This window comes from Candidatus Saccharibacteria bacterium (assembly GCA_034521515.1).
GTDB lineage: Bacteria > Patescibacteriota > Saccharimonadia > Saccharimonadales > JAXHMH01 > JAXHMH01.
The window spans coordinates 33,200-58,344 of sequence record JAXHMH010000004.1 but is presented as its reverse complement, the minus strand read 5'-3'; the positions used below and the strand labels follow the sequence as shown (position 1 = coordinate 58,344).

General features: G+C 43.5%; 21 protein-coding genes. 4 read left to right on the top strand and 17 right to left on the bottom strand.

Annotated features, from left to right (window positions below):
• Window positions 1-13 precede the first annotated feature (13 nt).
• Both U5K77_04075 and nusA read right to left on the bottom strand, forming a co-directional pair.
• The gene (locus tag U5K77_04075) at window positions 14-2,506 is read right to left on the bottom strand and encodes an ATP-dependent Clp protease ATP-binding subunit (GenBank protein MDZ7744902.1); all 2,493 of its coding nucleotides are present in this window, start codon (window positions 2,504-2,506) and stop codon (window positions 14-16) included.
• Window positions 2,507-2,760: 254 nt separating this feature from the next.
• A complete protein-coding gene (gene nusA, locus U5K77_04070; GenBank protein MDZ7744901.1) occupies window positions 2,761-3,912 on the bottom strand; it encodes a transcription termination factor NusA in 1,152 nt (383 codons plus the stop codon).
• 144 nt (window positions 3,913-4,056) lie between these two features.
• Here nusA and U5K77_04065 point away from each other — a divergent pair, with 144 nt between their 5' ends.
• Window positions 4,057-6,648, top strand: coding sequence for a M1 family metallopeptidase (locus U5K77_04065; GenBank protein ID MDZ7744900.1), 2,592 nt, complete (start codon window positions 4,057-4,059; stop codon window positions 6,646-6,648).
• On the opposite strand, the gene U5K77_04060 is transcribed toward U5K77_04065, so the two are convergent.
• From U5K77_04060 to rplS, 3 genes are read right to left on the bottom strand one after another with little or no spacing between them, the layout of a single operon-like run.
• Window positions 6,623-6,958, bottom strand: coding sequence for a YraN family protein (locus tag U5K77_04060; protein ID MDZ7744899.1), 336 nt, complete (start codon window positions 6,956-6,958; stop codon window positions 6,623-6,625). The two genes, U5K77_04065 and U5K77_04060, sit on opposite strands and share 26 nt — an antisense overlap.
• A complete protein-coding gene (locus U5K77_04055; GenBank protein ID MDZ7744898.1) occupies window positions 6,955-7,515 on the bottom strand; it encodes a ribonuclease HII in 561 nt (186 codons plus the stop codon). The genes U5K77_04060 and U5K77_04055 overlap by 4 nt, the downstream gene beginning before the upstream one ends.
• Window positions 7,516-7,573: 58 nt before the next feature.
• Window positions 7,574-8,101: a 50S ribosomal protein L19 gene (gene rplS / locus U5K77_04050; GenBank protein MDZ7744897.1), complete on the bottom strand. Its 528-nt coding sequence runs from the start codon at window positions 8,099-8,101 to the stop codon at window positions 7,574-7,576.
• Between the two features lie 178 nt (window positions 8,102-8,279).
• Here rplS and U5K77_04045 point away from each other — a divergent pair, with 178 nt between their 5' ends.
• A complete protein-coding gene (locus tag U5K77_04045; protein ID MDZ7744896.1) occupies window positions 8,280-9,413 on the top strand; it encodes an NADP-dependent malic enzyme in 1,134 nt (377 codons plus the stop codon).
• A 6-nt stretch (window positions 9,414-9,419) separates the two neighbouring features.
• Here U5K77_04045 and U5K77_04040 read toward each other — a convergent pair whose 3' ends face one another.
• On the bottom strand, window positions 9,420-11,024 hold the full coding sequence (locus tag U5K77_04040) for an ATPase, T2SS/T4P/T4SS family (protein MDZ7744895.1): 1,605 nt from the start codon (window positions 11,022-11,024) through the stop codon (window positions 9,420-9,422).
• 72 nt (window positions 11,025-11,096) lie between these two features.
• Here U5K77_04040 and U5K77_04035 point away from each other — a divergent pair, with 72 nt between their 5' ends.
• Both U5K77_04035 and U5K77_04030 read left to right on the top strand, forming a co-directional pair.
• Complete coding sequence (locus U5K77_04035) at window positions 11,097-11,591, top strand: TrmH family RNA methyltransferase (GenBank protein ID MDZ7744894.1); 495 nt, start codon at window positions 11,097-11,099, stop codon at window positions 11,589-11,591.
• Between the two features lie 58 nt (window positions 11,592-11,649).
• Window positions 11,650-12,582, top strand: coding sequence for a CAP domain-containing protein (locus tag U5K77_04030; GenBank protein MDZ7744893.1), 933 nt, complete (start codon window positions 11,650-11,652; stop codon window positions 12,580-12,582).
• Between the two features lie 38 nt (window positions 12,583-12,620).
• Here U5K77_04030 and dnaE read toward each other — a convergent pair whose 3' ends face one another.
• The 11 genes from dnaE to U5K77_03975 all read right to left on the bottom strand — a co-directional run bounded on the left by dnaE (window position 12,621) and on the right by U5K77_03975 (window position 25,137).
• A complete protein-coding gene (gene dnaE / locus U5K77_04025) occupies window positions 12,621-16,253 on the bottom strand; it encodes a DNA polymerase III subunit alpha (protein MDZ7744892.1) in 3,633 nt (1,210 codons plus the stop codon).
• Window positions 16,254-16,328: 75 nt separating this feature from the next.
• Window positions 16,329-16,589, bottom strand: a complete 261-nt coding sequence (locus U5K77_04020; protein ID MDZ7744891.1) for a DUF5665 domain-containing protein — start codon at window positions 16,587-16,589, stop codon at window positions 16,329-16,331.
• Window positions 16,564-16,992, bottom strand: coding sequence for a YtxH domain-containing protein (locus U5K77_04015; GenBank protein MDZ7744890.1), 429 nt, complete (start codon window positions 16,990-16,992; stop codon window positions 16,564-16,566). Before U5K77_04015 ends, U5K77_04020 begins: the two co-directional genes overlap by 26 nt.
• Window positions 16,993-16,994: 2 nt before the next feature.
• Window positions 16,995-17,267 (bottom strand): hypothetical protein, encoded by a 273-nt coding sequence (locus U5K77_04010; GenBank protein MDZ7744889.1) that lies wholly within the window; start codon window positions 17,265-17,267, stop codon window positions 16,995-16,997.
• 29 nt (window positions 17,268-17,296) lie between these two features.
• Window positions 17,297-18,199, bottom strand: coding sequence for a UTP--glucose-1-phosphate uridylyltransferase (locus tag U5K77_04005; GenBank protein MDZ7744888.1), 903 nt, complete (start codon window positions 18,197-18,199; stop codon window positions 17,297-17,299).
• Window positions 18,196-19,683, bottom strand: a complete 1,488-nt coding sequence (gene gatB / locus U5K77_04000; protein MDZ7744887.1) for an Asp-tRNA(Asn)/Glu-tRNA(Gln) amidotransferase subunit GatB — start codon at window positions 19,681-19,683, stop codon at window positions 18,196-18,198. Before gatB ends, U5K77_04005 begins: the two co-directional genes overlap by 4 nt.
• Entirely contained in the window at window positions 19,664-20,086 is a 423-nt protein-coding gene (locus U5K77_03995) for a hypothetical protein (GenBank protein ID MDZ7744886.1), read from the bottom strand. Before U5K77_03995 ends, gatB begins: the two co-directional genes overlap by 20 nt.
• A 2-nt stretch (window positions 20,087-20,088) precedes the next feature.
• On the bottom strand, window positions 20,089-21,528 hold the full coding sequence (gatA, locus tag U5K77_03990) for an Asp-tRNA(Asn)/Glu-tRNA(Gln) amidotransferase subunit GatA (protein ID MDZ7744885.1): 1,440 nt from the start codon (window positions 21,526-21,528) through the stop codon (window positions 20,089-20,091).
• Complete coding sequence (gene gatC / locus U5K77_03985) at window positions 21,525-21,815, bottom strand: Asp-tRNA(Asn)/Glu-tRNA(Gln) amidotransferase subunit GatC (GenBank protein MDZ7744884.1); 291 nt, start codon at window positions 21,813-21,815, stop codon at window positions 21,525-21,527. The genes gatA and gatC overlap by 4 nt, the downstream gene beginning before the upstream one ends.
• Window positions 21,816-21,874: 59 nt before the next feature.
• Complete coding sequence (gene uvrB / locus U5K77_03980) at window positions 21,875-23,839, bottom strand: excinuclease ABC subunit UvrB (GenBank protein ID MDZ7744883.1); 1,965 nt, start codon at window positions 23,837-23,839, stop codon at window positions 21,875-21,877.
• Window positions 23,840-23,898: 59 nt separating this feature from the next.
• Window positions 23,899-25,137, bottom strand: a complete 1,239-nt coding sequence (locus U5K77_03975) for a hypothetical protein (protein ID MDZ7744882.1) — start codon at window positions 25,135-25,137, stop codon at window positions 23,899-23,901.
• Window positions 25,138-25,145 lie beyond the last annotated feature (8 nt).

Here is a 25,145-nt window from a genome sequence, read left to right as displayed (position 1 = left end):
TAGCACTTTAGGATTAACGCGTGCCGGCAGTTTCGTGTTTTGCACTAAACTGCAGTTCGTTTTGTTTTGTTCCAACATTAACAATACTGCCTTTGGGATACTTGTCATCAAGCAGTTCAAGCGCAATGTGATCTTCGATTGTATCAGCCAGAAGCCGTCTCAATGGTCGGACACCGTTTTGAGCATCATAACCATGTTCCAGTAAGTATTCCTTGGCTTTATTAGTCACTTTTAGGCCAAGTCCGTGTTGTATGAGCCGATCTCGCAACTCCGACAATTGCAAATCCAAAATTCTCAATACGTCCTTTTTGGTTAGCGCACGGAATACGACTACTTTGTCGATCCGATTGAGAAGCTCTGGTCGCAACATGTTTTTTAATTCATCAAGCACCTTATCTTTATTGGCCGCATGTAGTTCATCTAGATTGTCCATATCCTCTGGACGCGTAGCTTGGAAGCCAAAATTGGCTTCTTTTTGTAATTTTTCAGCGCCTAGGTTGCTGGTCATAATGACAATGGTGTTAGAAAAATCAATCTTGCGACCCTTTGCATCTGTCAGTACACCATCTTCTAGTATCTGTAACAGCATATTAAACACATCTGGGTGAGCCTTTTCAATCTCATCAAGTAGCACAAGACTATACGGCTGTCGACGTATCTTGTCAGTTAACTCGCCGCCATCGTCATAACCGACATACCCCGCTGGGGAGCCGACAAGCCGTGAACTGGTGTGTCGTTCATTAAACTCACTCATATCAATTTTAATCAGTGCATCGTCAGACCCGAAAAATTCCCTAGCCAGAACACGAGCCAGCTCTGTCTTTCCTACGCCCGTAGGACCAAGGAAAATAAATGAGCCGATTGGTCGCTTGTCTGAGCTAATACCAACACGATTGCGACGAACTGCTCGGGCAACGACTTCAACGGCCTCGTCTTGGCCTATAACGTACTTCCCAAGCTTCTTTTCCAAATTTAATAAATGTTTTGCCTCAGCTTTAATAACCTTCGTTACCGGTACACCTGTCATTCGCGCAACAACGTCTGCTACGTTGTCGCTTGTCATGTTTATAGTATTAACCGCTTTACCTTTTGCCTGTAATTTCTTTATCTCTCCATTTATTTGACTGGCTCGTTGTTTTGCTTTCGCGGCTCTTTCATAGTCTTCAGCGTCCACTGCATCTTCGATGCGATTATTAACAAGTTTTAGCTCCTTTTGTAGCCGCCTCATTTCTGGCGGAGTCTTCCCTTTATCGACCCGTAGATGTGCGGCAGTCTCATCTAATAAATCTATTGCTTTGTCCGGCATGAATCGATCATTAATATAGCGTTTTGCAAAATTAACGGTGTCTTCAAGAACTTCGTCACTGATTTTAACGCTATGGAATTTCTCGTAATGCTTACGCAAGCCTTTCAAGATTGCAAGCGTTTCCGGAATAGTCGCCTCCGGTACCTGAATCGGCTGGAACCGTCGTTCTAGTGCAGCGTCTTTCTCTACATGCTTAGTGTATTCATCAGTTGTCGTGGCGCCGATTACCTGAATTCGCCCACGTGCTAACGCAGGTTTTAGGATATTTCCTGCATCCATTGCGCCTTCGGCTGCACCAGCCCCAACGATCAAGTGCATTTCATCGATAAATACTATCGTTTTTTTGTCGCTCTCTAATTCTTGCATCACTTTTTTCAGACGTTCCTCAAACTCACCGCGATACTTAGTTCCGGCAATCATTCCTGCAAGATCTAACATAATAATCCGTCTATCAAGCAAACTGTCAGGTACATCTTCGACTATAATACGCTGGGCAAGACCTTCAACAATGGCGGTCTTACCAACCCCAGGCTCACCAATCAAAACCGGATTATTTTTAGTTCGTCGATTCAAAATAGTTATTAAGCGTCGTATTTGTGGTTCGCGTCCAACGACAGGATCAAGCTTTTTTTGACGGGCTTGGGCAGTGAGATCAGTTCCGTAAAAATCCAGCACTGTCTTGCGTTGCTTTTTGCCACGACGGCGATTTTCAGAAGTTTTATCGCCATCATTCTCATATTGCTGACGGTTTAAGAACTGTTCTAGCTCTGTTACCAACTTATCAACATCAACATTCATGTCTTTTAGTAGCAAGGTCGCTTTGGCATTCTTTTGGCTCAAAATACTGTAGAGAATGTGCTCCGTACCACAAAACTCTTGATTAAAATCCTGTGCAACATCGTATGCCATGCGCAGTGTTAGTTTAGCCGTCTCGCTGAGACCCTTGGCTCCCATGTTTATGACTAACGTTTTGGGCGATAAGTTCAGTGCTAAACGAGCTCTATCGAGTGTTACACCGGCATCATCCAGGATTTTAGCACCGATACTGGAGTCCTGAGCCAATACACCCAGTAATAAATGTTCCGTACCGACATAGGCGCTACCAAAACCACGTGCAATAGCATCTGCATGTTTTAGACTTTGCAGCGCATTATCCGTTAGGTTATTTAAAAATTCTTGAAAATCTGCTGATTCGTGCATAATTGTTTTACTATCCCTCCATCGCGGTCTCCATACTAGTTTTCATACTACTATTGTCTACCGCTCAGAATCTATTATAGCAATTGGCACTCACGGGTCAAGAGTGCTAACTCTGACTGTTAAATCCTATTTACAAAAACTCCAGATTTTTATCGATGAAACAACAATATTGTCTTGTGTCGAAATATAGCCCTACTCAAAACCGGATGCTCAAAAAACATTATTCACCACAAAGGGTGTAGTAACCGGCTATATTACTCGCCGTGTTCTTCTATCGCATTTAGCAGAGAACTTTCTAGCTCTGTTTTCCTTTTGAGTTTCTGACCTTGCTTTGGCTCTTCTTTGGTTTTAGTCTCTTTTTGTTGAGCGGCAGCCGTTTCTGCAATGATATCAAGCTCATAACCAGTTAGCTTACTGGCGAGCCGAACATTTTGCCCGCTTTTACCAATGGCAATGCTCAGCTGATCTTCCGGGACTACAACCTGGGCTTTCTTATTTTTTTCGTCGATCACAACCTTAGTGACTTTAGTAGGACTCAATGCATTCGTGATATAGGTGGCTGGATCTTCGTCCCAAACCGCAATGTCAATTTTCTCCTGTTCACCAATTTCTGACATAACTGCATTAACTCTAGTTCCATGCCCACCGACAAACGTACCGACCGGATCAACACCGGGCACACTACTATATACGGCGATTTTGCTTCGGACACCAGCTTCTCGGGCTATACCCTTAATCTCTACGGCTCCGTTTTCCATTTCCGGAACTTCGGCTCTAAACAGCCATTCCACAAACTCAGTATTTCCTCTAGAAAGTATGAGCTGCGGCCCGCGAAAACCACGCTCCACATCTTTGAGAAATACTTTTACGCGTTGTCCTGGGAAGTAACGCTCACCCTGTATCTGTTCGCTACGGGGCAACATACCTTGTGTTTTACCTAAATCTACCCGAACGATGTTACCTTCAACGCGTGCCACAATCCCGTTAATGACTGTTCCAATCTTATCCTGATACTCATTCATGATAATTTCTCGTTCTGCTTCACGAAGACGCTGTAATACGACTTGCTTGGCAGTCTGAGCGGCAACCCTACCGAAATTCTCAATCGGTTCTTCAATTTCAATTGTTTCACCAGCCTTGGCATTTTTCTTTTGTGCCTGTGCGTCCTTCAAACTAATTTCAAAACGCTCGTCAGAGACTTTACTAACAATCTCTTTTGTGACAAAGGCTTGAACCTTACCAGTGTTTATGTTCATACGAACGCGCACATCTTGCTCACGATCACCGTAATCTCGACGATACGCTGCAGCCAGCGCTTGCTCGACTACTTCCTGAACTGCATCTTCCGGTAAATTTTTTTCCTCGGCAATAGCTTTTATCGCTACTGCTAGTTGTTTAAAATCCATAATTTGTTTCCTTGTTATTTACTATCGTCTTTATGAAAAAATCCGACCTGCTCGGCCGGATACTCCATATAATCATACGTCTCTTAGTTTCTGTTGTCAATCACACAAAACTAATCTTCTCTTTATCATGATAAGATACTGTGAATGAGTAAAAAAGCTGTCCGTCGGTTGTATAACCAATTTCAACCGACTAAGTACAAACTGAAAATTTCACCAGACCGTGAATCTATGAGATTCTCTGGTCGCGTTACTCTGTATGGGAAAAAAGTTGGCCGGCCAAGTCAACGTATCACACTGCACCAGTCCGGCTTAACCATAACATCATGCACGATCGTTAAACATGATCGAAAGACAGACACCGATATTGAAATTGAACGGATCAATCAGCACCGACGTTACGATGAAGTCAGATTACACACCGACCAGATACTATACCCTGGATACTACACTATAGAGTTGACTTTCCACGGAACCATAACCAAAGCTATGAACGGCATGTACCCCTGCTCGTTTACCCATGATGGAGAAAATAAACAACTTATCGCCACGCAGTTTGAAAGTCACCACGCCCGCGAAGTTTTTCCGTGTGTTGATGAACCAGAAGCAAAAGCTACTTTTGACCTGACGTTAACCACACCACAAGGTGAGACCGTTTTGGCAAACACTCCTGTCAAAAAGCAAACCACCTCCAAGACGACCACGACCACAACGTTTGAAACCACTCCTGTTATGAGTACGTATCTTTTGGCTTTTGCTTACGGAGAGCTAGATTATATAGAAGCTAAGACAAAAGACGGAGTGAAGGTTCGTACGTACGCTACACCAGACAACGTTGGGTTTACTGAGTTCGCGCTTGACGTCGCTGTTAAATGTCTGGAGTTTTATAATGATTACTTTGGTATCGACTATCCGTTGGTAAAATGTGACATGATTGCCCTACCGGACTTTGCCTCAGGTGCAATGGAAAACTGGGGTCTCATTACATACCGCGAACAGACACTACTCGTTGACCCACAAAACACTTCACTATCAAACAAACAATACGTAGCAATGGTTGTGGCACACGAGCTTGCACACCAATGGTTTGGTAACTTGGTCACCATGCGGTGGTGGACGGATTTATGGCTAAATGAAGGATTTGCCAGCTGGATTGAATACATGGCAGTCGACCACTTGTTCCCCGAGTGGCAAATGTGGACCCAGTTTACTGTAGACGAACAGCAACCGGCATTCAGGCTTGACGCCCTGGAATACACACATCCTATAGAAGTTGAGGTTAAACAGCCTGACGAAATTAGGACTATTTTTGACACTATTAGCTATAACAAAGGTGCCAGCGTTATCCGAATGCTGCATCAGTTCCTTGGCTCAGACAACTTCCGCGATGGCTTGCGCCATTATCTAGAAATGCATGCCTATGGCAACACAGATACAGTTGACTTATGGGATGCACTTGGCTCAATCTCCGGCAAGCCAGTCAAAAAATTCATGCAATCCTGGACGTCGCAGCCTGGATTTCCGGTAGTACGTGCCAACGTCGACCAAGATAGAGAAGTCTCACTGAAGCAAGAACGTTTTTATCTTAACCCTCAACACACTCCTGAAGCCCCCACAACTTGGCCGATACCGCTCCTTACGAGTGACCCCCAAATACCAGATAAAATGGTCGATGCTACCTTGTCGTTTAAACTAAAGGATTCTCATCATCTAAAGTTGAATTCCGGTCAAAGTGGTTTTTATCGAACCGCTTACAACAGCTCACACTTAGAACGACTTGGCGCTGAGATCCAATCAGGACATCTAGAGCCAAATGACCGTCTGGGAATAATCAGCGATCTGTTTGAGACAGCCAAAGCAGGTCAAACCGACACAGCCGATGCACTAGAGTTTCTACGTCATGTGCACCACGAGGATAACTATGCAGTATGGGATATTATTTCTGGAGCACTCGGCAACATTCGTCTAGTAATGAATGACGAACAATTACGTGAAGCTATGAAACCATACACTAGAGAGCTTGTCAGCATTGAGCTGGAACGCCTTGGCTGGGAAAAACAAGACCAGGACACTCATTTTGATCGATTGTTACGACCTATCATCCTAGGCATGGCAGCCAGTGCTGATGAGCCGTGGGTCGTAGACCGTTGCCAAGAACTATTCTCTAAACTAACTCAACCAGGGTCTAGCGGCACATACAATGAGATCGATCCAGATATGCGAGGTGTGGTGTTTGGGACTGTTGCGCGTCTTGGTGACACCAAAGAATTCGAAAAAATTATGAAATTGCACGATGAATCTACCTTAAGTGAAGAACGTGTCACCCTAGCAGCTGCATTGACTGGGTTCGAAAAACCCAAGCTCATTTCTAATGCGCTTTCACACATCACTAGCGATAAAGTTCGACTCCAGGATGTAATATACTGGATAGCTTATAGTTTCATGAACCGGCACGCCAGGGAACAAACGTGGCAATGGCTACAAAAAAACTGGAGCTGGTTGGAAAAACACATCGGTACAGATTTAAGCTTCCATCGTATGCCCATATATGTCGCACGAGTCCATAGCGACAGCTCGTTTATACCTGAATACAAAAAGTTTTTTGAGGCTCGTATGACACCAGCACTGGAACGTTCTTATAAACAAGGCCTAGAGGTTTTGCAGTGGCAATCCGCCTGGAAAACACGTGATTTAAAAGAGATCCGAAACTTCTTTATTCAATTAAATCAATCAAAGTAAACCGCTCGTTGTCGATACCTAGTGCTGCTAAACAATAATCTCCGTCATATTTGTTCGTACTCACCCAAAACTCTGCCGCAAACGCCATTTGCTTTAGCTTTTTTGGTGTTATGTAATCCAAACTGGAACCGTTTGCACCGTTTTGACGAAATTTTACTTCAGTAAAGTAGATCACTTTGTCCTTTTTTGCGACAATATCGATTTCACACCAGCGGTTGCGCCAATTAAGCTCTAGAACTTTAAAACCTTGATCACTCAAGAATTGTGCCGCTCGTTTTTCGGCGTCGTGACCAGTCGAGTAGTTGGTCATGTGGCCAGAGACGCTTTTACTGGTTTGTAAGATAACCGATGAATTTTACTCACGCCGTGCACCCGCAACGCCGATCGATGCAACTCTGTGCCATAGCCGGCATGATGTTCGAAACCATACATCGGATAAAACTGAGCTAGTCTTGTCATATGAGCATCGCGCGTAACCTTAGCATATATACTGGCCGCACTAACAATCGGATGTAAACTATCCGCCTTAACTACGGTTTGAACATTAACATACTGACTCGGGCAATAGTTAATGTGACCATCCATAATAATATCTTCGTCGTGATCGACGCCAATCGTCAACAACGCCCTAGCGACACCGAGCTTCATCGCCTGCGTTAACCCAAGGTTATCGATTTCCTCAGGTTGTACCCAACCTTCTGAGAATGAACAGCTTCTGATAATTTCAGCGTAGATTTTGTTTCTCGTGTTTTTACTCAGGGTTTTGGAGTCAGCCAGACCTGTCGGTAGATCTGATCTTGCTTGAGCTGCCACAACCAATAGAGGTCCAGCCCAGCATCCACGACCAACTTCATCAATCCCAATCATGTATTAAGCATATCAAAATACCACTCAATAAAGACAGCTTAGTCGGAAGATTTGAAAATTACTTGTTGGTTTTTTCTTCGTGCTTTGCTTGTGACTGCGCGACCTTATCGTCGCCGCCAGACTCTTGTTCAGTCTTTTCGGCTGCTTTTGTTTCCGGTTCTTCTGCTTTAACTTCTTTAGTTTCTGTATCGGATTTTTCTGCTTCTAAATCTTGAATGTCGTTTACAGATTCTCGATCAAAATCTACACCGGTTAAACGAGCAGCTTTTCCTGTACGAGCACGCATGTATGTCAGATAGTTTCTCCGCACCTTACTTCGTTTGGTGACTTCAATTTTTGTAACAAGCGGACTATGCAGTAAAAAGCTTTTCTCTACGCCAACACCGCTACTCAAACGTCTAACCGTTATACGCGCTGTATGACTTTTCTTACGATCGACTCGAATAACAAGTCCTTGAAATATCTGAACTCGCTCTTTGCTTCCTTCACGAATTTTCTGGTGCACTTTTACCATGTCACCGGAACGTACATCAACAACTTGCGGTTTTTTGTACTTCGCCTCAATTTTTTCAATAACAGATTGCATGACCAAATAACCTTACCTTATATTCTTACTGAGGTCAACCTTTGCGCCGGCTTTTTATTTTTTTAGCATTAAGCCACGTCTACCGACAAACTGACCTACACTTATAACGTATACTATAACACATTACTAAAAGTAAATAAATAGTGTGTGAGGCATCTTTTCATTCTACAATACAGTCATGGACTATAAACAACATGCACTAAAAAAGCATAAATCTTTAAAGGGAAAATTGTCGATACGCCTAAAAGACGATTTAAATTCACCAGACAAGCTTAGTACCTACTACACACCGGGCGTGGCTGCCGTGTCGTCGTTTGTGGCCGAGCATCCCGATAAAGCACGTGAGTATACATGGCTAAATAATTGCGTAGCAGTAATATCAGACGGTTCAGCCGTACTAGGACTTGGTGATATTGGTCCTTACGGAGCACTCCCTGTGATGGAAGGTAAATCTATGCTGTTTAAGCACTTTGCCGATATTGATGCCGTACCGATTATTCTTGACGTCCATTCTGCGGATGAAATTGTCAGTGCTGTTAAGGCGATTGCTCCAAGCTTTGGCGGTATCAATCTTGAGGACATCTCTGCACCTATCTGTTTTGAAGTTGAAGAACGTCTCAAAAAAGAGTTGCCAATTCCCGTATTTCACGACGATCAACACGGTACCGCAGTCGTGGTCTTGGCCGGACTGATTAATGCTATGAAAATTACTCGCAAAAAATTGAGCGACTGCCGGATTGTTTGCGTTGGAGCTGGCGCAGCTGGGACAGCAATAATTAAGCTTTTACATCACTATGCTTCACCGGAAATCCTGGCAGTCGATAGTAAAGGTATTATTTCTAAAAAAAGGTCTGATTTGAATTCCCAAAAACAAGGACTCCTCAGTTTCACAAACAAACACAATATTGATGGAACTTTAAACGACGCCCTTAACGGAGCCGACATTTTTATTGGAGTATCAAAAGCCGGTTTACTCTCAAAAAACATGATTAAGTCTATGGCTAATGACCCGATTATTTTTGCTATGGCAAACCCTGTTCCCGAGATTATGCCTGATGAGGCTGCAGCAGCTGGTGTCGCTATTATGGCTACTGGTAGGAGTGATTTCCCAAATCAAGTCAACAACGCCTTAGCTTTCCCTGGTATCTTCAGAGGAGCGCTCGATAATCAGGTGCGAGACATTACTGATCAACACAAAATTGCCGCCGCAGAAACCATTGCAAACCTCGTTTCTAAGCCGACACCGGAATGTATTATTCCAAGCGTTCTCGACGATAGACTTGTCCCAGCTATAAGTAAAGTTATTACCTAAATAAAGCTAGCCTACAACACGATACAACTCATCAAGCGTTGTTTCACCGGCTACGACACGTAGAATCCCGTCTTGCAGCATAGTGCGCATACCACTATTAACCGCTGCTGCCTCAACATGTTGCGATGTAATGTGAGTAGCACTGCTCTGTTCTAATAACTTTCCGACTTCTCCATCCATCAAAAATTGCTCACGCAAAGCAAGTTGCCCGCTATAGCCATACGGATTTTCAGCTGAACTGCCAGGTTTATATAGCTGTAGATTGGTAAGGTCAGGCTGTTGAACCGTAGCGGGTAATGTCTCTAGTATGGACTGGATTTTATGCATGGTCTTTTCATCGGGGCTATACGGTTGCTTAGTACTTTCATCAAGTTTTCTAACCAATCTTTGCGCCATTACTAAACGGATGGCCGATGCAAACAATGGATTTTCGCCGATAAGATCCGCCAGCCTGGTAAGGGCGGCTGCAGCAGATGACGCATGAAACGTGGCAAGCACAAGATGACCGGTTAGAGCCGCCTGCAAAGCTGTCTTCGCGGTGTCCATATCACGAATCTCACCAACCATGACAATATCCGGATCCAACCTTAATACCGCACGCAATTTATCTGCAAAGTTTGTTTCTCCGCCGCCTTGAGACGATACTGATATCTGAGTAATTCCAGGAAACTGATATTCTACCGGGTCTTCAATTGTGATAATTTTCCGTTCGTCGTTATTTAGCGTATTAAGTATTGAATAGAGTGTGGTAGTTTTGCCGGATCCGGTCGGGCCAACCGCCATCACGAGACCACTCGGGCGACGAATGATATCTTCGACAACCTGAAACTGATCCGGTGCGAGGCCAAGCTTTTCTAATTTATACATATCGGCATCCATACTAAAAAGCCGCATAACAATGTCCATCTGGTTGATAGTAGGAACCGTCTCCAGTCGAACATTTACATCCACTTCTGAGCCGTCTGCCATTTTGACACGTTGTGAAATATGACCCTGCTGGGCATCATTTGAGGCAGTTGATATATTACCCGCGCTAGCAATTGCCGAGACCAATACTCTATACTTTTCTTGCCCAAGCTTTGCGATTGGGTGTAATACGCCATCAATTCTCAATCTTATCCTAGCGTGATCACGTTGAGTTTCAACATGAATGTCGGATGCGCTTAATCTGTGAGCTTGTTGAACCAAATAAGCCAACATGTCGTCTGCTCGTATCTGCTCCAAGGTGGCCGATACGTTTTGAATAAGATCATCCGATCCAGCGTTGTTAATAGCTATGTCCTGGTAGACGACCTGCTTTGGTGGGTCGTATAACTTTACATACTCCCGATAACCAATGTCAGAAATGAGCTTAAAAGTTATGCGTTGATCTAAAAACCGTTGCCTTAACTGGGTCATGGTCTGCTGTGATGTCGTGTTGGTAATACCAAAATGAATCACGCCTTTATCGAAGTATAGCGGTACGGCCTTCATGTTCTTGATTTCTGCAACACTTAATACATCTTTGTATAACTGTTTATCAGGTGTTGACGTGTCAAAATACTCTAAGCCTAGTATTCTAGCCCGTCTTTGAGTAGACAGTTCTTCATTTCGTCTTGCATCCTGAGACATGCGACTATTTAACCATAAGCCTAGCTCGTTATACTAGCCCTTGAGGACATAAAAACTGCTAAACTATAGCAGATGCGCTCACTTATACTTATCGCTCATAATGTCAGGAGTTGCCATAACGTAGGTTCACTACTCAGGACTGCTGAAGGTATTGGTGCTCGTAAAGTTTACCTTACTGGTTATACGCCATACCCAGCCAACTCAAATGATACTAGGTTACCGCATATACAAACCAAACTCACTAAGAAGATCAGTAAAACCGCACTTGGGTCTCACGAGTTTATAAACTGGACACACGATAGCTCCATTAAGCGTGTTATGGAGCAACTTCGTCACGATGGATACGAGATTTGCGCCCTAGAACAAACTCCACAGTCGTTATCAATGCCTGACTACCATCCATCTGACAGAGTCGCAATCATAGTCGGTCGCGAAGTTGAAGGGCTTGAGGCAGAGATAATTGCAAAATCTGACAAAATCTTGCAAATTCCAATGTTTGGCAAGAAAGAATCATTCAACGTCGTACAAGCGTGCGCCATGGCGTTATATCACTGCCGCTTTTATTGAACATCGCGTGCCAGTCTATAGTGAAATAAAACATAAACGTAGTATAATGTCAGGTAATATGGCACATAAGCCACACCACACCAACACCCACACACAAAAACAACGCCATGGCTTGCACCACAAGCACACCAAGCTGTTTAAAAAAGTTTATTGGCCGTACCTACCTATTGCCTTAGTGCTCGTATTCAGCTTTTTGATTACCTGGATTCAGCCACGTAATAATCAAGATGTATTAGCCTACGCAAACAGCATGTCGTCACTTGATTTATTACAAACAACCAATGCTCAGCGTTCTGCTTATGATGTTAACCCCCTGAAACTCAACGATGAACTAACCAAAGCCGCCCAAGCAAAAGCAAATGACATGGCCAATCGTGATTATTGGTCACATAACACACCTGATGGAGAGGAGCCTTGGATATTCATTGATGAAACGGCTTATGAATACACCAGAGCCGGCGAAAACTTGGCATACGGTTTCCGAAACAGCCGTCATACCATTGCTGGCTGGATGAATAGCACATCGCATCGACAGAATATGCTCGACAATTCCTATCAAGATGTTGGATTTGGATACGTTAATACGGAGAGCTTTCGTGGAAACGGCCCACAAACTATCGTAGTTGCAATGTACGCCACACCATTAGAATTAGCCTCAGAGAATCAACAAGATACATCAGATTCGCCATTGCTTCCGGCAACTTCTGGCACCGGTATATCTTCAGATAAACCGATAGTTGAACCAGCTGTTAAACAAGTGGCGCTTGTAGAGACTCTGACAAACGGAAGAATACCATGGATATTCTTTGCTGTTGGGCTGTTAAGCGGTATAGTAACGACCTTCATGTTGATACGCCACGGACTAAAATTACATAAACTTATCAAAGATAGTGAAAACTTCGTGCTCCACCACCCAATTTTAGATACCGCAGTCATGCTTATTTTAGTAGTCACGGTAATACTTAGCCAAGGTCAGGGCTTTATCCGTTAATCTTAGTCCACAAATATCCCATCAGGGGTACGGTAACACTAGTGTAATTTTACGTTTTCGCGACCAACTATCTTACTAAGCTCACTTATACTAGACTCTGATGACTCTACCCGGGTAGGTAATTTAATAATTTGCTTTTTATCAGCTGCCCCAAGCACAAGTACAACTTCGGTACCTCCTCGGTTCATATCAATCACTGTTTTAAGCTTCATAAGGCGTTGATGATCGGCACTACTCTCGAGTCGAACGTAAACTTTCCTATCGCGCTTACTCACATCGGCAATAGAATTATTGACAGCATTTCTGTCATCAGGTCTTTTATTAGTTCTCGGCTTGGGAACTTTTGCAGCTTTACCGGTCGGGACATATGCAACGGCTTGTTCGTACGTAACTTCTCGCGCGTCGGATACCAATATTTTTATTTCGTCGGACGGATTGCCGTCACGATCTTTTGCACTAACTTTTCCTTTGACTAAAACAACTTTATCCCGATCCCATATACCAGTGGTCTGTTGATACATGTTAGGGAATAAAATTAACTCGATTTCTCCAAGATGATCGGCAATTTTAACAAACGCCATACTCTGGCCGTTTTTGGTGGTTATTTCCCGCATCTCAGAAATTAAACCACCTATATGTACTGTCATTCCTTCAAGCTCGCGGGTGATTGAATTGAGTGGTACGGCTTTTTCATTTAATAATGCTTCGTACGATTGAAGAGGGTGCTGTGAAAGATAAAGACCAAGTAATTCACGCTCCCAAACAAGTACCTCATGCTGCGTATGTGTTTCGCCGTTTTCTAGCTGCAATTTTGGTTGAATATTCCCTTCAATATCATTCCCGAACAAATCAGTCTGCCCACTTGCTGCTTGTTTCTGTACGCGGGCAGCATAAGCCATTAATGTCTCGATGTTAGCAAGTAAAACGCTTCTGTTTGCGAACCTGTCAAATGCACCGGCTTTAATTAAACTTTCCACAGCTTTCCGGTTCACAATACGGATATTCACTCTTGTAAAAAAATCTTCTAAGCTATCAAATTTCTGCTCTTTCCGTACCCTTAAAATTTCTTCAACTGCTCCGGTTCCAACATTTTTAATCGCCGCCATGCCAAACCTAATCTGATCTGTTCCGGGCACAACCGCAAACTCTACGAACGATTCGTTAACATCAGGCGGCAGTACATCCAATCCCATGTGCTTACACTCTGTAATCTCAATAGATAATCGGTCAGTGTCGTCAAAATCGCTTGTCATAAGTGCTGCCATGAAAGCTGCTGGATAGTGGGCTTTAAGGTATGCCGTCCAATAAGCTATCAGAGCATAAGACGCCGAGTGCGATTTATTGAAACAGTAGTCGGCAAATCCCAGAAGATGTTTCCAGAACTGTTCCATGGTTTGTTTTGGTACACCGGAGTGCTTTACTCCCCCTTCAATAAACTCTGTTTCCATCTTCGACATAACTTCACGAATTTTTTTACCGATTGCTTTACGTAAAGTGTCAGCTTGACCACCGCTAAAACCGCAGACTTCCTTAGAAATCTGCATCACTTGTTCTTGATATACGAGCACACCATAGGTGGTCTCAAGCGCCGGCTTCATAGATGGATGATCATAGCTAACATCCTCTACACCATTTTTACGTTTAACAAAACTGTCCGTCAGCCCGGCTCCAAGCGGACCTGGACGATAGAGCGCACACATGGCAACGATATCTTCAAATACGGTTGGTTTAAGTTCTCGTAAATAACGTTTCATTCCGGATGATTCTAGCTGAAAAACACCGGTTGTATCGCCGCGGCTCAAGAGTTCGTAGGTCTTTTCATCATCCAACGGTAGTTTGTTTAAATCCAGTTCGGTTTCGTGAACTTTCCTGATAATACGTAAGGTATTTCGAATTATAGTCAGGTTGGATAATCCCAAAAAATCCATCTTAAGCAACCCCAGGTCTTCGATTGGATTCATCGGATATTGAGTTGATACAACTCCTTTTTGTGCCATCTCAAGTGGAGCAAACTTGACAATATCATCCGGCGCAATAACTACCCCTGCAGCATGAACACCATGACTCCTAATGGTACCTTCCAGTTGAATCGCTAAATCAAAAACTCTAGCAGCCGTTTCATTGGTCTCGTACTCACGTTTAAGATCTTCGTTTTCTTGCAGTGATGTTTTCAAGGGAATATGCCTTCCTTGTACAGGTGGCGGTATCATCTTAGCCAAACGATCGGCTTCGGCGTATGGCACTTGCAGTACCCGAGATACGTCGCGAACTGCATTCCTAGCAGCCATCTTGCCAAATGTAACAATATTGGCTACCTTATCAGCTCCATATTTATCTATGCAGTATTGAATAACTTCGTCTCGCCGGTTATCTTGTATATCAATGTCAATATCCGGCATGCTAATACGATCGGGGTTTAAGAAACGTTCGAACAGCAAATCGTAAGCCAAAGGATCTAGTTCAGTTATTTCTAAAGCGTAGGCTATTATTGAACCTGCCGCAGACCCTCTTCCTGGGCCAAACACAATCCCCTGTTGTTTTCCCCATAGAATAAAATCGGACACAATTAAAAAGTAGCCACTAAAACCCATCTGCTCAATTACACCCAATTCATACTCGGCTCTAGTTCGAACTTCATCCGGTAGCTGCTGTTTGATTGTGTTTGTTTTTGAGCTAGTTGTACCTAGTCCTGTTTTTCTGCCATATCTAAGCATGAGCCCTTCAAATACAAGTTTTTCAAGATAGGATTTTTCACTATATCCTTTAGGTACAGGGAATTTAGGGATCAATATCTTTCCAAGTTCCAATTCAACATGGCAACGATCAGCTATAGCCCTAGTATTTTTTATTGATTTTGGATGATCTTTGCCCCACCTCTTTATGATGTCCTTTGGATCCGATACATACAATTCAAAATCCGCCAAACTCATACGCTTTTCATCAATTAAAAATGAGCCAGTTTGAACACACAGAAGCGTCTCATGTGCTTCCTTATCCTCTTTTTTTAAATAGTGGGCATCACAAGTTACGACACATTCAATATCTAACTCATCGGCCAACTCAATAGATTTTGTATTTACCTCTACTTGCTCATTCCATTTGCTTGGATGATCAGGATGCCCATGATCTTGCAGTTCTATATAATACCTATCTCCAAAAATTTTCTTATACCATATTGCTGTTTTTTTGGCGTGCTCGTATTGATTCTGACGTAACGAATCACCGAGTTCGCTTCCAATACAGCCACTAAGCACGATAAGCCCTTCGTTGTACTTCTCCAGCAAATCACGATCAATGCGCGGTTTATAATACATGCCGTCAAGGTTAGCAATGGTAGACAGCCTCATGAGGTTTTGGTAACCTGTCTGGTTCATGGCTAACAATATTAAATGGTAGTTTTGTTTATCTTTGGCAGAATCTTTGTCTGTATGCTTACGCGCTGCAATATATGTTTCCATACCGATTACTGGCTTAATTGCTTTGTCGCCGCTCACTTTATAGAATTCGACCACGCCGGAAAGCGTTCCATGATCAGTCATGGCAACGGCTTCCATACCTAATTCAGAAACTCTTTCAACTAACTCAGGAACTTTAGTTAGTCCGTCAAGCAAGCTGTACTGTGTATGATTATGTAGATGAACGAAATCTTTTGGCGAAATGCTTGAACTCACTTCTATAAATAGCCTCCTGCTTGCCCCTATTGTAGACAATTTGTAGGAAAGTTACGATGTTTATAATTACAACAGTTAAAACCCGTTCGGCTGCTGGGTTTCAATAGTTTCTCGGATCGAATCAATAAACGGAACACTCCCTAGAAGAGACAATACCCACAACACAATCGCCACAATTAACGTTGCACCAATAACACTGCCAAAACCTGCCAGTAAACCTTTAATAAAGGTTATTCGATACATACGCTTACGATTGGCGTATCCACCCTCGTAAATCTGCATCATTGAGCGGCCAATCCGCTCGTAATCGCTACTTTTCGGTGTTTTTGCTGTCATCTGAAGAAAGGTATGTTTTCAAGTGCTTAGCGGCATCTTTTGCCTCTTTGATTGCTTTTTGTAGCTCCTTGTCATCGGTTTCGCCTTCGCGAACAGCGCTCAATAGCACACCTGTTTTATCCATAGCAGCCTGAGCACGCTCCACGGCTTTATTTACCTCGGATTTGGCCTTATCCGTAGTTAGGGTAGATTTTTGTTTAGCCCTTGTGACGAGTTTTGACAACTCTCCATACGCTTCTTTGAGCTTCTTCTCAGACTCGGCTCTAGCTTTATTTGCAGCGTTTTTTACATCTTTACGGGTTTCTTTACCGCTCTTTGGTGCAGTCAATAGCCCCGCAACGTAGCCTGCCCCAGCAGCGACAACTGCTCCTAGTGCAAGATTGCTTCCTCGTTTTTTTGCCATTACTAACGCTCCTTCTTCTTATTAGATTTATCTCTGTTCAATACAGCATTGGTAATGTGTGTAACAAACCGACCGACAGCGACTGGCCCTGCGGATTTTTTAAGAATTTCGCCCACAGAATTAGCTTTCTCAACCAAGTTCTCCGTTTGTTCGGCAATTCGTTGAAGTACATTAACCAGCTTAACGACTTTAACCATTGCTACAATGCTGACCACCAGAAATACCCCAAGCGTCAAGGAAATAATGATTACAAGTATTTGTAGTGATGTATCCATACAGTGCCAGTATACACTAACTGGCTATACTAGCGGTTAAATTTTTCTCTTATGTAGCTCGTAAAGTCATTTTTTAACTCATCGTGTTCCATTGCAAAATCAACAATCGTTTTCAAGTAACCTAATTTATCACCAGCATCGTAATAAGTGCCGTTATCAACTTTGTAGGTTAAAACACGCTTACCATCGTCAATCATTAATTTAATCGCATCATTGCCGTACAACTCTTTTCCTTTTTGCAGGTCGTTTCTGGCTTTGTGTAAATATGGAAAAACATCTGGTGTTAACAAAAAACCACTGACCGTAGCTAAATTCGATGGGGCGTGTTGCTTACCCGGTTTTTCAACTATATCGGTGGTATCAATGACACCTGGGCTAATTTCGTTTCCCGCAGCAAAGCCATACCGATCATAATCGCTGTCACTAGACGCAGTTAGTGCACTCATAACACTACAGCCATACTCTTTATGTACTTGTATCATTTGTTTGAATCTGCTGGGCTGAGCCACGAAAAAATCATCACTCCAGGTGTAGATAAATGGTTCGTCGCCGATAAGATGTTCAGCGTTTAACATTGGAGTTCCGTTACCATAAGGCCCTTTTTGACGTATGTATGCGAAATTAGCGAGCTCAGATATACCTTGTGTTTGTTTTAATAACTTGTCCTTTCCGCCCATTTCTAAATTTTCGCGTAGGTCGGCACTCATGCTATCAAAATGATCCTCGATTGAACGTTTATGGTAACCAGTTACAATAACTATGTCTTCCACGCCAGCATCAACAAGTTCTTCAACGATATACTGGATGACCGGCTTATCAATCAAAGGCATCATTTCTTTCGGCATCGCTTTGGTTTGCGGCAGAAACCGCGTACCAAACCCAGCAGCCGCGATAACGGCTTTCCTGACAGGTCTACCTTTGTGTGTACTCATCTTTCGACTCCTAATTGTTCTTTAATTAACCTTTGCGCCATTTCAGGATTAGCTTTTCCTTGTGAGGCTTTCATGACCTGACCAACCAAAAAACCAATAGCCTTTAGTTCACCATTCTGGACATCTAGGGCTGCTTGATTATTCTCAGATATAACTTTTTTAACTATACTAGATATTTCGCCTTCATCAGACACTTGTACAAAGCCTTGTTCGGTTGCATATTTTTCATAATTTTTTGGGTCGGCACCCGATGTTAGTACCGTGGTAATGAGCGCTTTTGCATTTGTAGAGCTTAGTTTATTATCTTGAATTAGATCATAAACCTCTTTGTACAAACGCTCGCGGGCGTTATCGTCTGTAAGTTGCACGCTTTTGCTCTCGTCTCGCCGAAGTGGGATCTCTAAATTTACATACCAGTTGGCAAGAGTTTTAGCGAATAATGGATCTTTCATATTTTTTGCAATTTGACCCAGAAAACTGCTATCTTTCCAATCAATCTCAGCCTCTAATAACGTCTCGACCTGACTAGCGTCAAGCTCCAACTCGCAAAGACGTTTGCGCCACTCTCCGGGAAGTACCGGCATAGTCTGTCGTACCTCCTCAATCATGTCGCTATCCAGTACGATTGGCGGTATATCCGGATCTGGGAAATACCGGTAATCGTGAGCGAATTCTTTACCCCGTTGGCTGACAGTTTTTTGCTTGGCATCATCCCATCCACGTGTCTCCTGGACTATCACTTGGCCTTTGTCCAGAAGTTCTGTCTGGCGCTTTATTTCGTATTCAACCGCCCGTTCAACACTTCGGAAACTGTTGAGATTTTTTGTCTCTGTCCGTGTGCCAAGACGATCCGGATCATCACTAAGACTCACGTTAACGTCAAATCGCATATTCCCGTGATATAAGTCAGCGTCGCTTACTCCCGCATAACGCATGAGCAGATATAATTCTCTTGCAAATAGTCTAGCTTCATCGGCGCTATGCATATCCGGTTCAGAAACAATTTCCAGCAGCGGCGTACCGGCTCTGTTTAAGTCGACTAGACTGTATTCTTTACCGGCAGGGTGTGTGTTTTTGCCCGCATCCTCTTCAAGATGAGCTCGGGTTATACCTATCCGCCTAACATCCCCTTCGACCGGTATATCAACGTGACCACCAAGTACGATCGGTTCATCCAGCTGGGTTATCTGATAGCCCTTAGGGAGATCCGGGTAAAAATAGTGCTTACGGTCAAATTTGGTATGTTTTTGTGGAGGAGTATTAAGCGCAAACGACGCTTTAATGGATAACTTAACCGCTTGTTTATTTAATACCGGCAATGATCCTGGCATGCCAAGACAAATATGGCTTATGAGAGTATTCGGGGCAGCTTGGCGAGCATCATTATTGATCGCGGCAAACAACTTAGTTTGCGTCTTTAATTGAACATGGCACTCGATTCCAATGCTTGGGAGATATTGATTGCTATTTTTTTTGCTGCTCACCTGGTAAGGCTCCTATGTCACGTAAAGCTTGCCTAAAACCAAGCAAGGCTTTTTTTACTTCATCTTCTTTCAGCTTATACTCCGGGTCGCCAGCTAATTTCTTGTATAGATTATGTGCGTACCAAGCACTGTCATTATTGGTTAGTCTTGGTTTCGCCGATACAAGTCGCTCCCCCATCCGGCTCCCTTTGAATTTACGTCGTTTTAACGCGTCCTCCAACAAGGCATCAGCTGCAATAACAGCCTCTTTCCAGGTATCTTTATCTTTACAAAACGCTTGCAACTCTTTCCATTTTGCCTGGTATTTTTCTACTTTAAGTTTTTTGGGAATCCTCCTGTAAATAAGAATAGCCGGTACTGTTGTTAGAGTCGCAGTGAATACACTAATTACTATCGCTTCCATGCTCATTGCACTACCTCCTCTATCTGTTTGGTGAAGCTTAGAAGTGCTCTATCTGCTTGCTGTGGAGCAACAAGCTGTAACCCGACTGGCAGACTGTCTACTTTACCGGCGGGAATACTAATAGCCGGAACTCCGACTAAGTTAGCGGCTACTGTCATTATATCGGTCAAGTACATCTGTAATGGATCGTCTACAAGCGCTCCAATCGGGAAAGCAGTCGTCGGAGCAGTCGGGCCAACCAAAAAATCGACTGTATCAAACACTTGTTTATACTCGTTTATTAACTTTGTTCGCAAACGTTGAGCCCGTTTGTAATATGCATCGTAGTATCCACTGGAAAGTACGTAAGTACCTATCATAATCCGGCGTTTTGCCTCATCGCCAAACCCCGTGCTGCGCGACATACTATAGCTTTCATCCAAATTAGTAGCCTCAGGATTGGAAAATCCATAACGCTGGCCATCGTATCGACTCAGATTACTACTTACTTCTGCTGGTACGATAATGTAATAGGCCGCCAAGGCTAACGGTAATGACGGTAGGCTAACTTCTTTAATTTTGGGGCCAGCTTCTTGTATTTTGGCGATTGCTTGCTCGATACGAGCCTTTATCTGCGGATCGAGATCCTCAGATAAGTACTCCTTAATCACGCCGATTGTTTTTTTCTCCAGTGAGTTGTTATCAAAAGTTGCGTAACTATCCTTGTCTCTATCGATTGTAGTGCTATCAAGTTCGTCTTTTCCAGACATACAATCCAAGACTAAGGCTACGTCATCAACTGTCCTCGCTAGCGGACCGATAACATCGGTGCTACTTGCCATTGCGACGACTCCACTTCTTGAAACTAGGCCGTATGTCGGCTTATAGCCGACTGCTCCGCAGAATGCAGCCGGCAACCGTATAGAACCACCTGTATCAGTACCTAGTGAAAAAGGAACCATATTCAATACAACTGCTGCCGCCGATCCTCCACTACTACCACCGGGTACACGCGTTTTGTCGTGTGGGTTTTTGGTCGTCATAAAATCACTATTCTCAGTACTGGAGCCATGCGCAAAAGCATCAAGATTTGCTTTAGCGACTAGAATTGCTCCTTCTTCTTCCAAACGTTCGATTGCAGTTGACTGATATGGCGCTTTAAAGTTTTTTAGTATATTACTGCCGGCAGTCGTTTCTGACCCAAAGGCCAAGAAATTATCTTTGGCAATAAACGGCACGCCCGCTAGCCTACCAACCTGTTCCCCGTTTTTTACCTGCCTGTCAATCATTTTTGCGCGTTTTTTTGCGCGCTCAGCCGTTAGCGAAATAACTGCATTAAACTCTTGTTTGTCTTTGATAGTTTTTAAGGCTCGCTCGACATAACTCAAAGCAGTTGATTTCCCAGACTGAACCAAACGAGCCATATCGGCTACTGCCGGCCACTCATCATCTTGCGCACTCATAGTACTTTCCTTACTTTAATCTGGCCTTTTTCAAGTGCCGGTGCATTTTCTAGTAGCTGCTCTGGTGCCACCTTATAGTCACGCACAACATCTGGTCGTGTTACGTTCTTGAGGCCAGTAACTTGATCAGTCGGAGGTAGATCGTCAAGATCAACCGATTTTAACTGTTCAACGTAACTTAATATTGTAGATATTTCACTCTTAAAACGCTGCACGTCATCAAGTGATAACCGTAACCGTGAAAGCTGAGCCAATTTTAAGACATCTTCGTCAGTAAGTTTCGCCATTTAGACTAGTATAACACCGCCTACCAAAGATATAAATCCATGATTTAAAGCGGCTCCCTTCATAGCTTCTGTTTTATATCGTCCACGATGTCCCGAAGTTCGGCAGCTTTTTCAAATTCTAGGTTTGCTGCCGCCAAATCCATCTGAGCAGTTAAGTCTTTTATTAGATGACTGTACTCATCTTTTGGTATCTTTTTCAGGTCGAGCTTAGCCTTCTTTGCTTCCTCTGGTAACTCCGGACGCATACCTTCGCCAACGGCTTTAGCGATTCCTTTAGGCGTGATGCCATGCTTTTTATTGTGGGCTTCCTGGATCGCCCGCCGTCTGTCAGTTTCGTCTATTGTTTGCCTCATGCTTTTAGTTATTGAGTCGGCGTACATAATCACCCGGCCTTCAATGTGGCGAGCAGCACGGCCGACCGTCTGAATGAGGGCTTGTTCGCTGCGTAAAAAGCCTTCCTTGTCGGCATCTAAAATAGCCACCAGACTTACTTCTGGCAAATCTAGACCCTCCCTCAAAAGGTTTATGCCGACCACAACATCATAAGTACCTAGCCGTAAATCTCGCAAAATATCGGTACGTTCCAGTGTATCAATATCACTATGAAGGTAAGTTACTTTTATCTGTATATCCTGCAGATACTCAGTTAGATCTTCTGCCATACGTTTTGTAAGAGTCGTAACTAGAACCCGTTGTCGTTTGGAGACAGTACTTCTAATCTCATCAATCAAGTTGTCAACTTGCCCCTCGGTAGGCCGTACATCGATTACCGGATCGGTGAGCCCCGTTGGGCGTATTACCTGCTGAACAGGTGTTGGACTTCTTTGCAATTCGTAGTCTGCGGGCGTTGCGCTCACATACACCACTTGGTTCTTATGCTTTTCGAATTCGGTAAACGTAAGCGGCCGATTATCGAGCGCACTTGGCAGCCGAAAACCATGCTCAACCAACACTTCTTTTCGAGCTCGATCACCATTGTACATGCCGCGGATTTGCGGTATCGTCATATGCGATTCATCAATAAACATTAAGTAGTCATCCGGAAAATAATCGAGCAATGTAGCCGGCTGCTCACCCGGCTCGCGGTTCGTGAGATATCGACTGTAATTTTCAATACCCTTTACAAAACCTGTCTCTTCTAACATTTCAATATCAAAGCGAGTACGCTGCTGTAAGCGTTGTGCCTCCAATAACTGCCCGTTATTCTTGAAATAACGAAGTCGCTCATCAAGCTCGTGCTCAATCTTACCAAGCGCGACTTTCAATTTATCGTGCGGGGTTACGTAGTGGGAGCCGGGAAATATTTTTAAGTCTTCCAAGCTTGCAAGTAGTTCACCGGTCAGCGGATCAAGTCTGGTGATACGCTCTATTTCATCTCCAAAAAATTCAATCCGGTACGCCACTTCTTCACCGGCCGGAAACACGTCTACTACATCGCCGCGAACCCGAAATGTCCCACGATGGAAATCGATATCGTTCCGCTGGTATTGGATGTCTGTTAACTGTCGCAACAGTTTGTCACGAACTCGCCGCGAGCCTCGTTTAACCTCAATAGACAAACCGCCGTAATCTTCAACCGAGCCAATGCCGTATATACAACTGACGCTCGCAACAATTATGACGTCTTGTCGAGATAATAATGCATCAGTCGCAGCGTGTCTAAGCCGGTCAATCTCTTCGTTAATTTGACTATCTTTTTCAATATAGGTGTCACTGCGCGGTATATAGGCCTCTGGTTGGTAATAATCAAAGTAACTAACAAAGTAGTGCACAGCGTTATCTGGGAAAAACGCTTTAAACTCGTTGTAAAGTTGTGCGGCTAATGTCTTATTATGACTCAAAACCAGTGTCGGTCTTTTGACATTTTGAATAACATTAGCCATGGTGAACGTTTTTCCGGAACCGGTTACGCCAAGTAAAACCTGCTCTTTTGTGTTACTTTTTAGCTTATCCGTAAGTGATGCAATCGCTTGTGGTTGATCACCTGTCGGTTTGTAGCTAGATTGTATTGCAAACTTGCCCATCGTTATATTGTATCAAGAAAACAAAAAGCCCTTGCACAAGCCAGTTACGTCTTTTGCGGTTAGCGGGCTTGCATTACAAGAGCATCAGGATCAATCATTTCGTTATCCAATTGTTTTAGAACTTGTGATTCAAGCGCCTCTTGTCCAAGATACCTGATAAATATTTCATTCCACAACGACTCTCGCATATGATAAATAGCACGTTCCTCATACGGCAGGTTGTTCACATAGCTGATGGCGACGTCCATAAGGCTAAAGCTCATCGGCTGTCCATCTTTCATGACGGCGACGTAATCCATGTCATACCAAAAATGAAGTGCTGGCTCCATCTCATACAGCACTTCCTCTGCCTTTCGCCAATGCAAATCTTCAGGTTGAACATGCGGCTCAAAAATTTCCGGGTGATGTTCATGCTTTAACTTACCAAAATACCTCTGTATAACTCGCCAGTGTATTTTGTGGCCGGCCATAACAGCATGGTGATCAGGATCGGCTATTAGTGTGTCGACTAGAATTTCGCCAAAATCCGGTTTGACCTGCTGCATCTTAAAAAAAGCACTGTACAATCTAATTTCATTCATATAATGCAACAGTAGAGGCAAAGCAGTAATAGTAATGCCTTTCATGTGACGGATTGGCATTGGTAGCATTAAAATAACACCAAGCTCTTTGAGATGCGTAAGGTTGTGCCGCTTCTTACGTACAAAAGACTCGGCAATAGAACCCCACTTTTTTGAATCCATGACAACGATCTGAATATCACGAACCTCAAAATCACTTGGGCTTAATTGGGTATATTTACCAAGGAACCGATTAAGCCAATCTGGATCTTCTGCAAACCTTAACGCCCCATAAATTTCCATAATTGGCTCACGTTTGATCATAGAATCAACCGATTTATACCCCAGCTGTTCCATAACACGTTTTGGCGGCGAGCTTCGTAACAAACGCTTGGCGACGCTTGTTTTTAAAACCCACACTTTTTTGGGTTGTTTTGTTTTTTCTACGGCCTTTTTTAATCGTGGAAGCAAATCCTGCACATCGGTAGGATCGCTACCGCCAATTGTTTTTGCCAAAAATTCGTCATGTTTTTTCACCATAGAAAGCAATGCTTGATATAACTCTCTACCGGTCGTGTCCTTCGGATCGAGACCCAGTTTTTTCATCTGTAAATGTGCTTTTCCGAGAATCTCCGCTGTCAGACGAACATCAACACTTTGGTTTCCTGTAGCTTGTTCAAGCTGTGATAAAGCCGACTTAAACATCGGCTCCTTGGCGTCTAATAATTCAGAAATCATGCGGCACA

Excerpts from the sequence above, each read along its gene's own strand:
- U5K77_04075 (MDZ7744902.1), bottom strand. The coding sequence starts at position 2,506 with ATGCACGAATCAGCAGATTTTCAAGAATTTTTAAATAACCTAACGGAT.
- nusA (MDZ7744901.1), bottom strand. The coding sequence starts at position 3,912 with ATGGATTTTAAACAACTAGCAGTAGCGATAAAAGCTATTGCCGAGGAA.
- U5K77_04065 (MDZ7744900.1), top strand. The coding sequence starts at position 4,057 with ATGAGTAAAAAAGCTGTCCGTCGGTTGTATAACCAATTTCAACCGACT.
- U5K77_04060 (MDZ7744899.1), bottom strand. The coding sequence starts at position 6,958 with ATGACCAACTACTCGACTGGTCACGACGCCGAAAAACGAGCGGCACAA.
- U5K77_04055 (MDZ7744898.1), bottom strand. The coding sequence starts at position 7,515 with ATGATTGGGATTGATGAAGTTGGTCGTGGATGCTGGGCTGGACCTCTA.
- rplS (MDZ7744897.1), bottom strand. The coding sequence starts at position 8,101 with ATGCAATCTGTTATTGAAAAAATTGAGGCGAAGTACAAAAAACCGCAA.
- U5K77_04045 (MDZ7744896.1), top strand. The coding sequence starts at position 8,280 with ATGGACTATAAACAACATGCACTAAAAAAGCATAAATCTTTAAAGGGA.
- U5K77_04040 (MDZ7744895.1), bottom strand. The coding sequence starts at position 11,024 with ATGTCTCAGGATGCAAGACGAAATGAAGAACTGTCTACTCAAAGACGG.
- U5K77_04035 (MDZ7744894.1), top strand. The coding sequence starts at position 11,097 with ATGCGCTCACTTATACTTATCGCTCATAATGTCAGGAGTTGCCATAAC.
- U5K77_04030 (MDZ7744893.1), top strand. The coding sequence starts at position 11,650 with ATGGCACATAAGCCACACCACACCAACACCCACACACAAAAACAACGC.
- U5K77_04020 (MDZ7744891.1), bottom strand. The coding sequence starts at position 16,589 with ATGACAGCAAAAACACCGAAAAGTAGCGATTACGAGCGGATTGGCCGC.
- U5K77_04015 (MDZ7744890.1), bottom strand. The coding sequence starts at position 16,992 with ATGGCAAAAAAACGAGGAAGCAATCTTGCACTAGGAGCAGTTGTCGCT.
- U5K77_04010 (MDZ7744889.1), bottom strand. The coding sequence starts at position 17,267 with ATGGATACATCACTACAAATACTTGTAATCATTATTTCCTTGACGCTT.
- U5K77_04005 (MDZ7744888.1), bottom strand. The coding sequence starts at position 18,199 with ATGAGTACACACAAAGGTAGACCTGTCAGGAAAGCCGTTATCGCGGCT.
- U5K77_03995 (MDZ7744886.1), bottom strand. The coding sequence starts at position 20,086 with ATGGAAGCGATAGTAATTAGTGTATTCACTGCGACTCTAACAACAGTA.
- gatA (MDZ7744885.1), bottom strand. The coding sequence starts at position 21,528 with ATGAGTGCGCAAGATGATGAGTGGCCGGCAGTAGCCGATATGGCTCGT.
- gatC (MDZ7744884.1), bottom strand. The coding sequence starts at position 21,815 with ATGGCGAAACTTACTGACGAAGATGTCTTAAAATTGGCTCAGCTTTCA.
- uvrB (MDZ7744883.1), bottom strand. The coding sequence starts at position 23,839 with ATGGGCAAGTTTGCAATACAATCTAGCTACAAACCGACAGGTGATCAA.
- U5K77_03975 (MDZ7744882.1), bottom strand. The coding sequence starts at position 25,137 with ATGATTTCTGAATTATTAGACGCCAAGGAGCCGATGTTTAAGTCGGCT.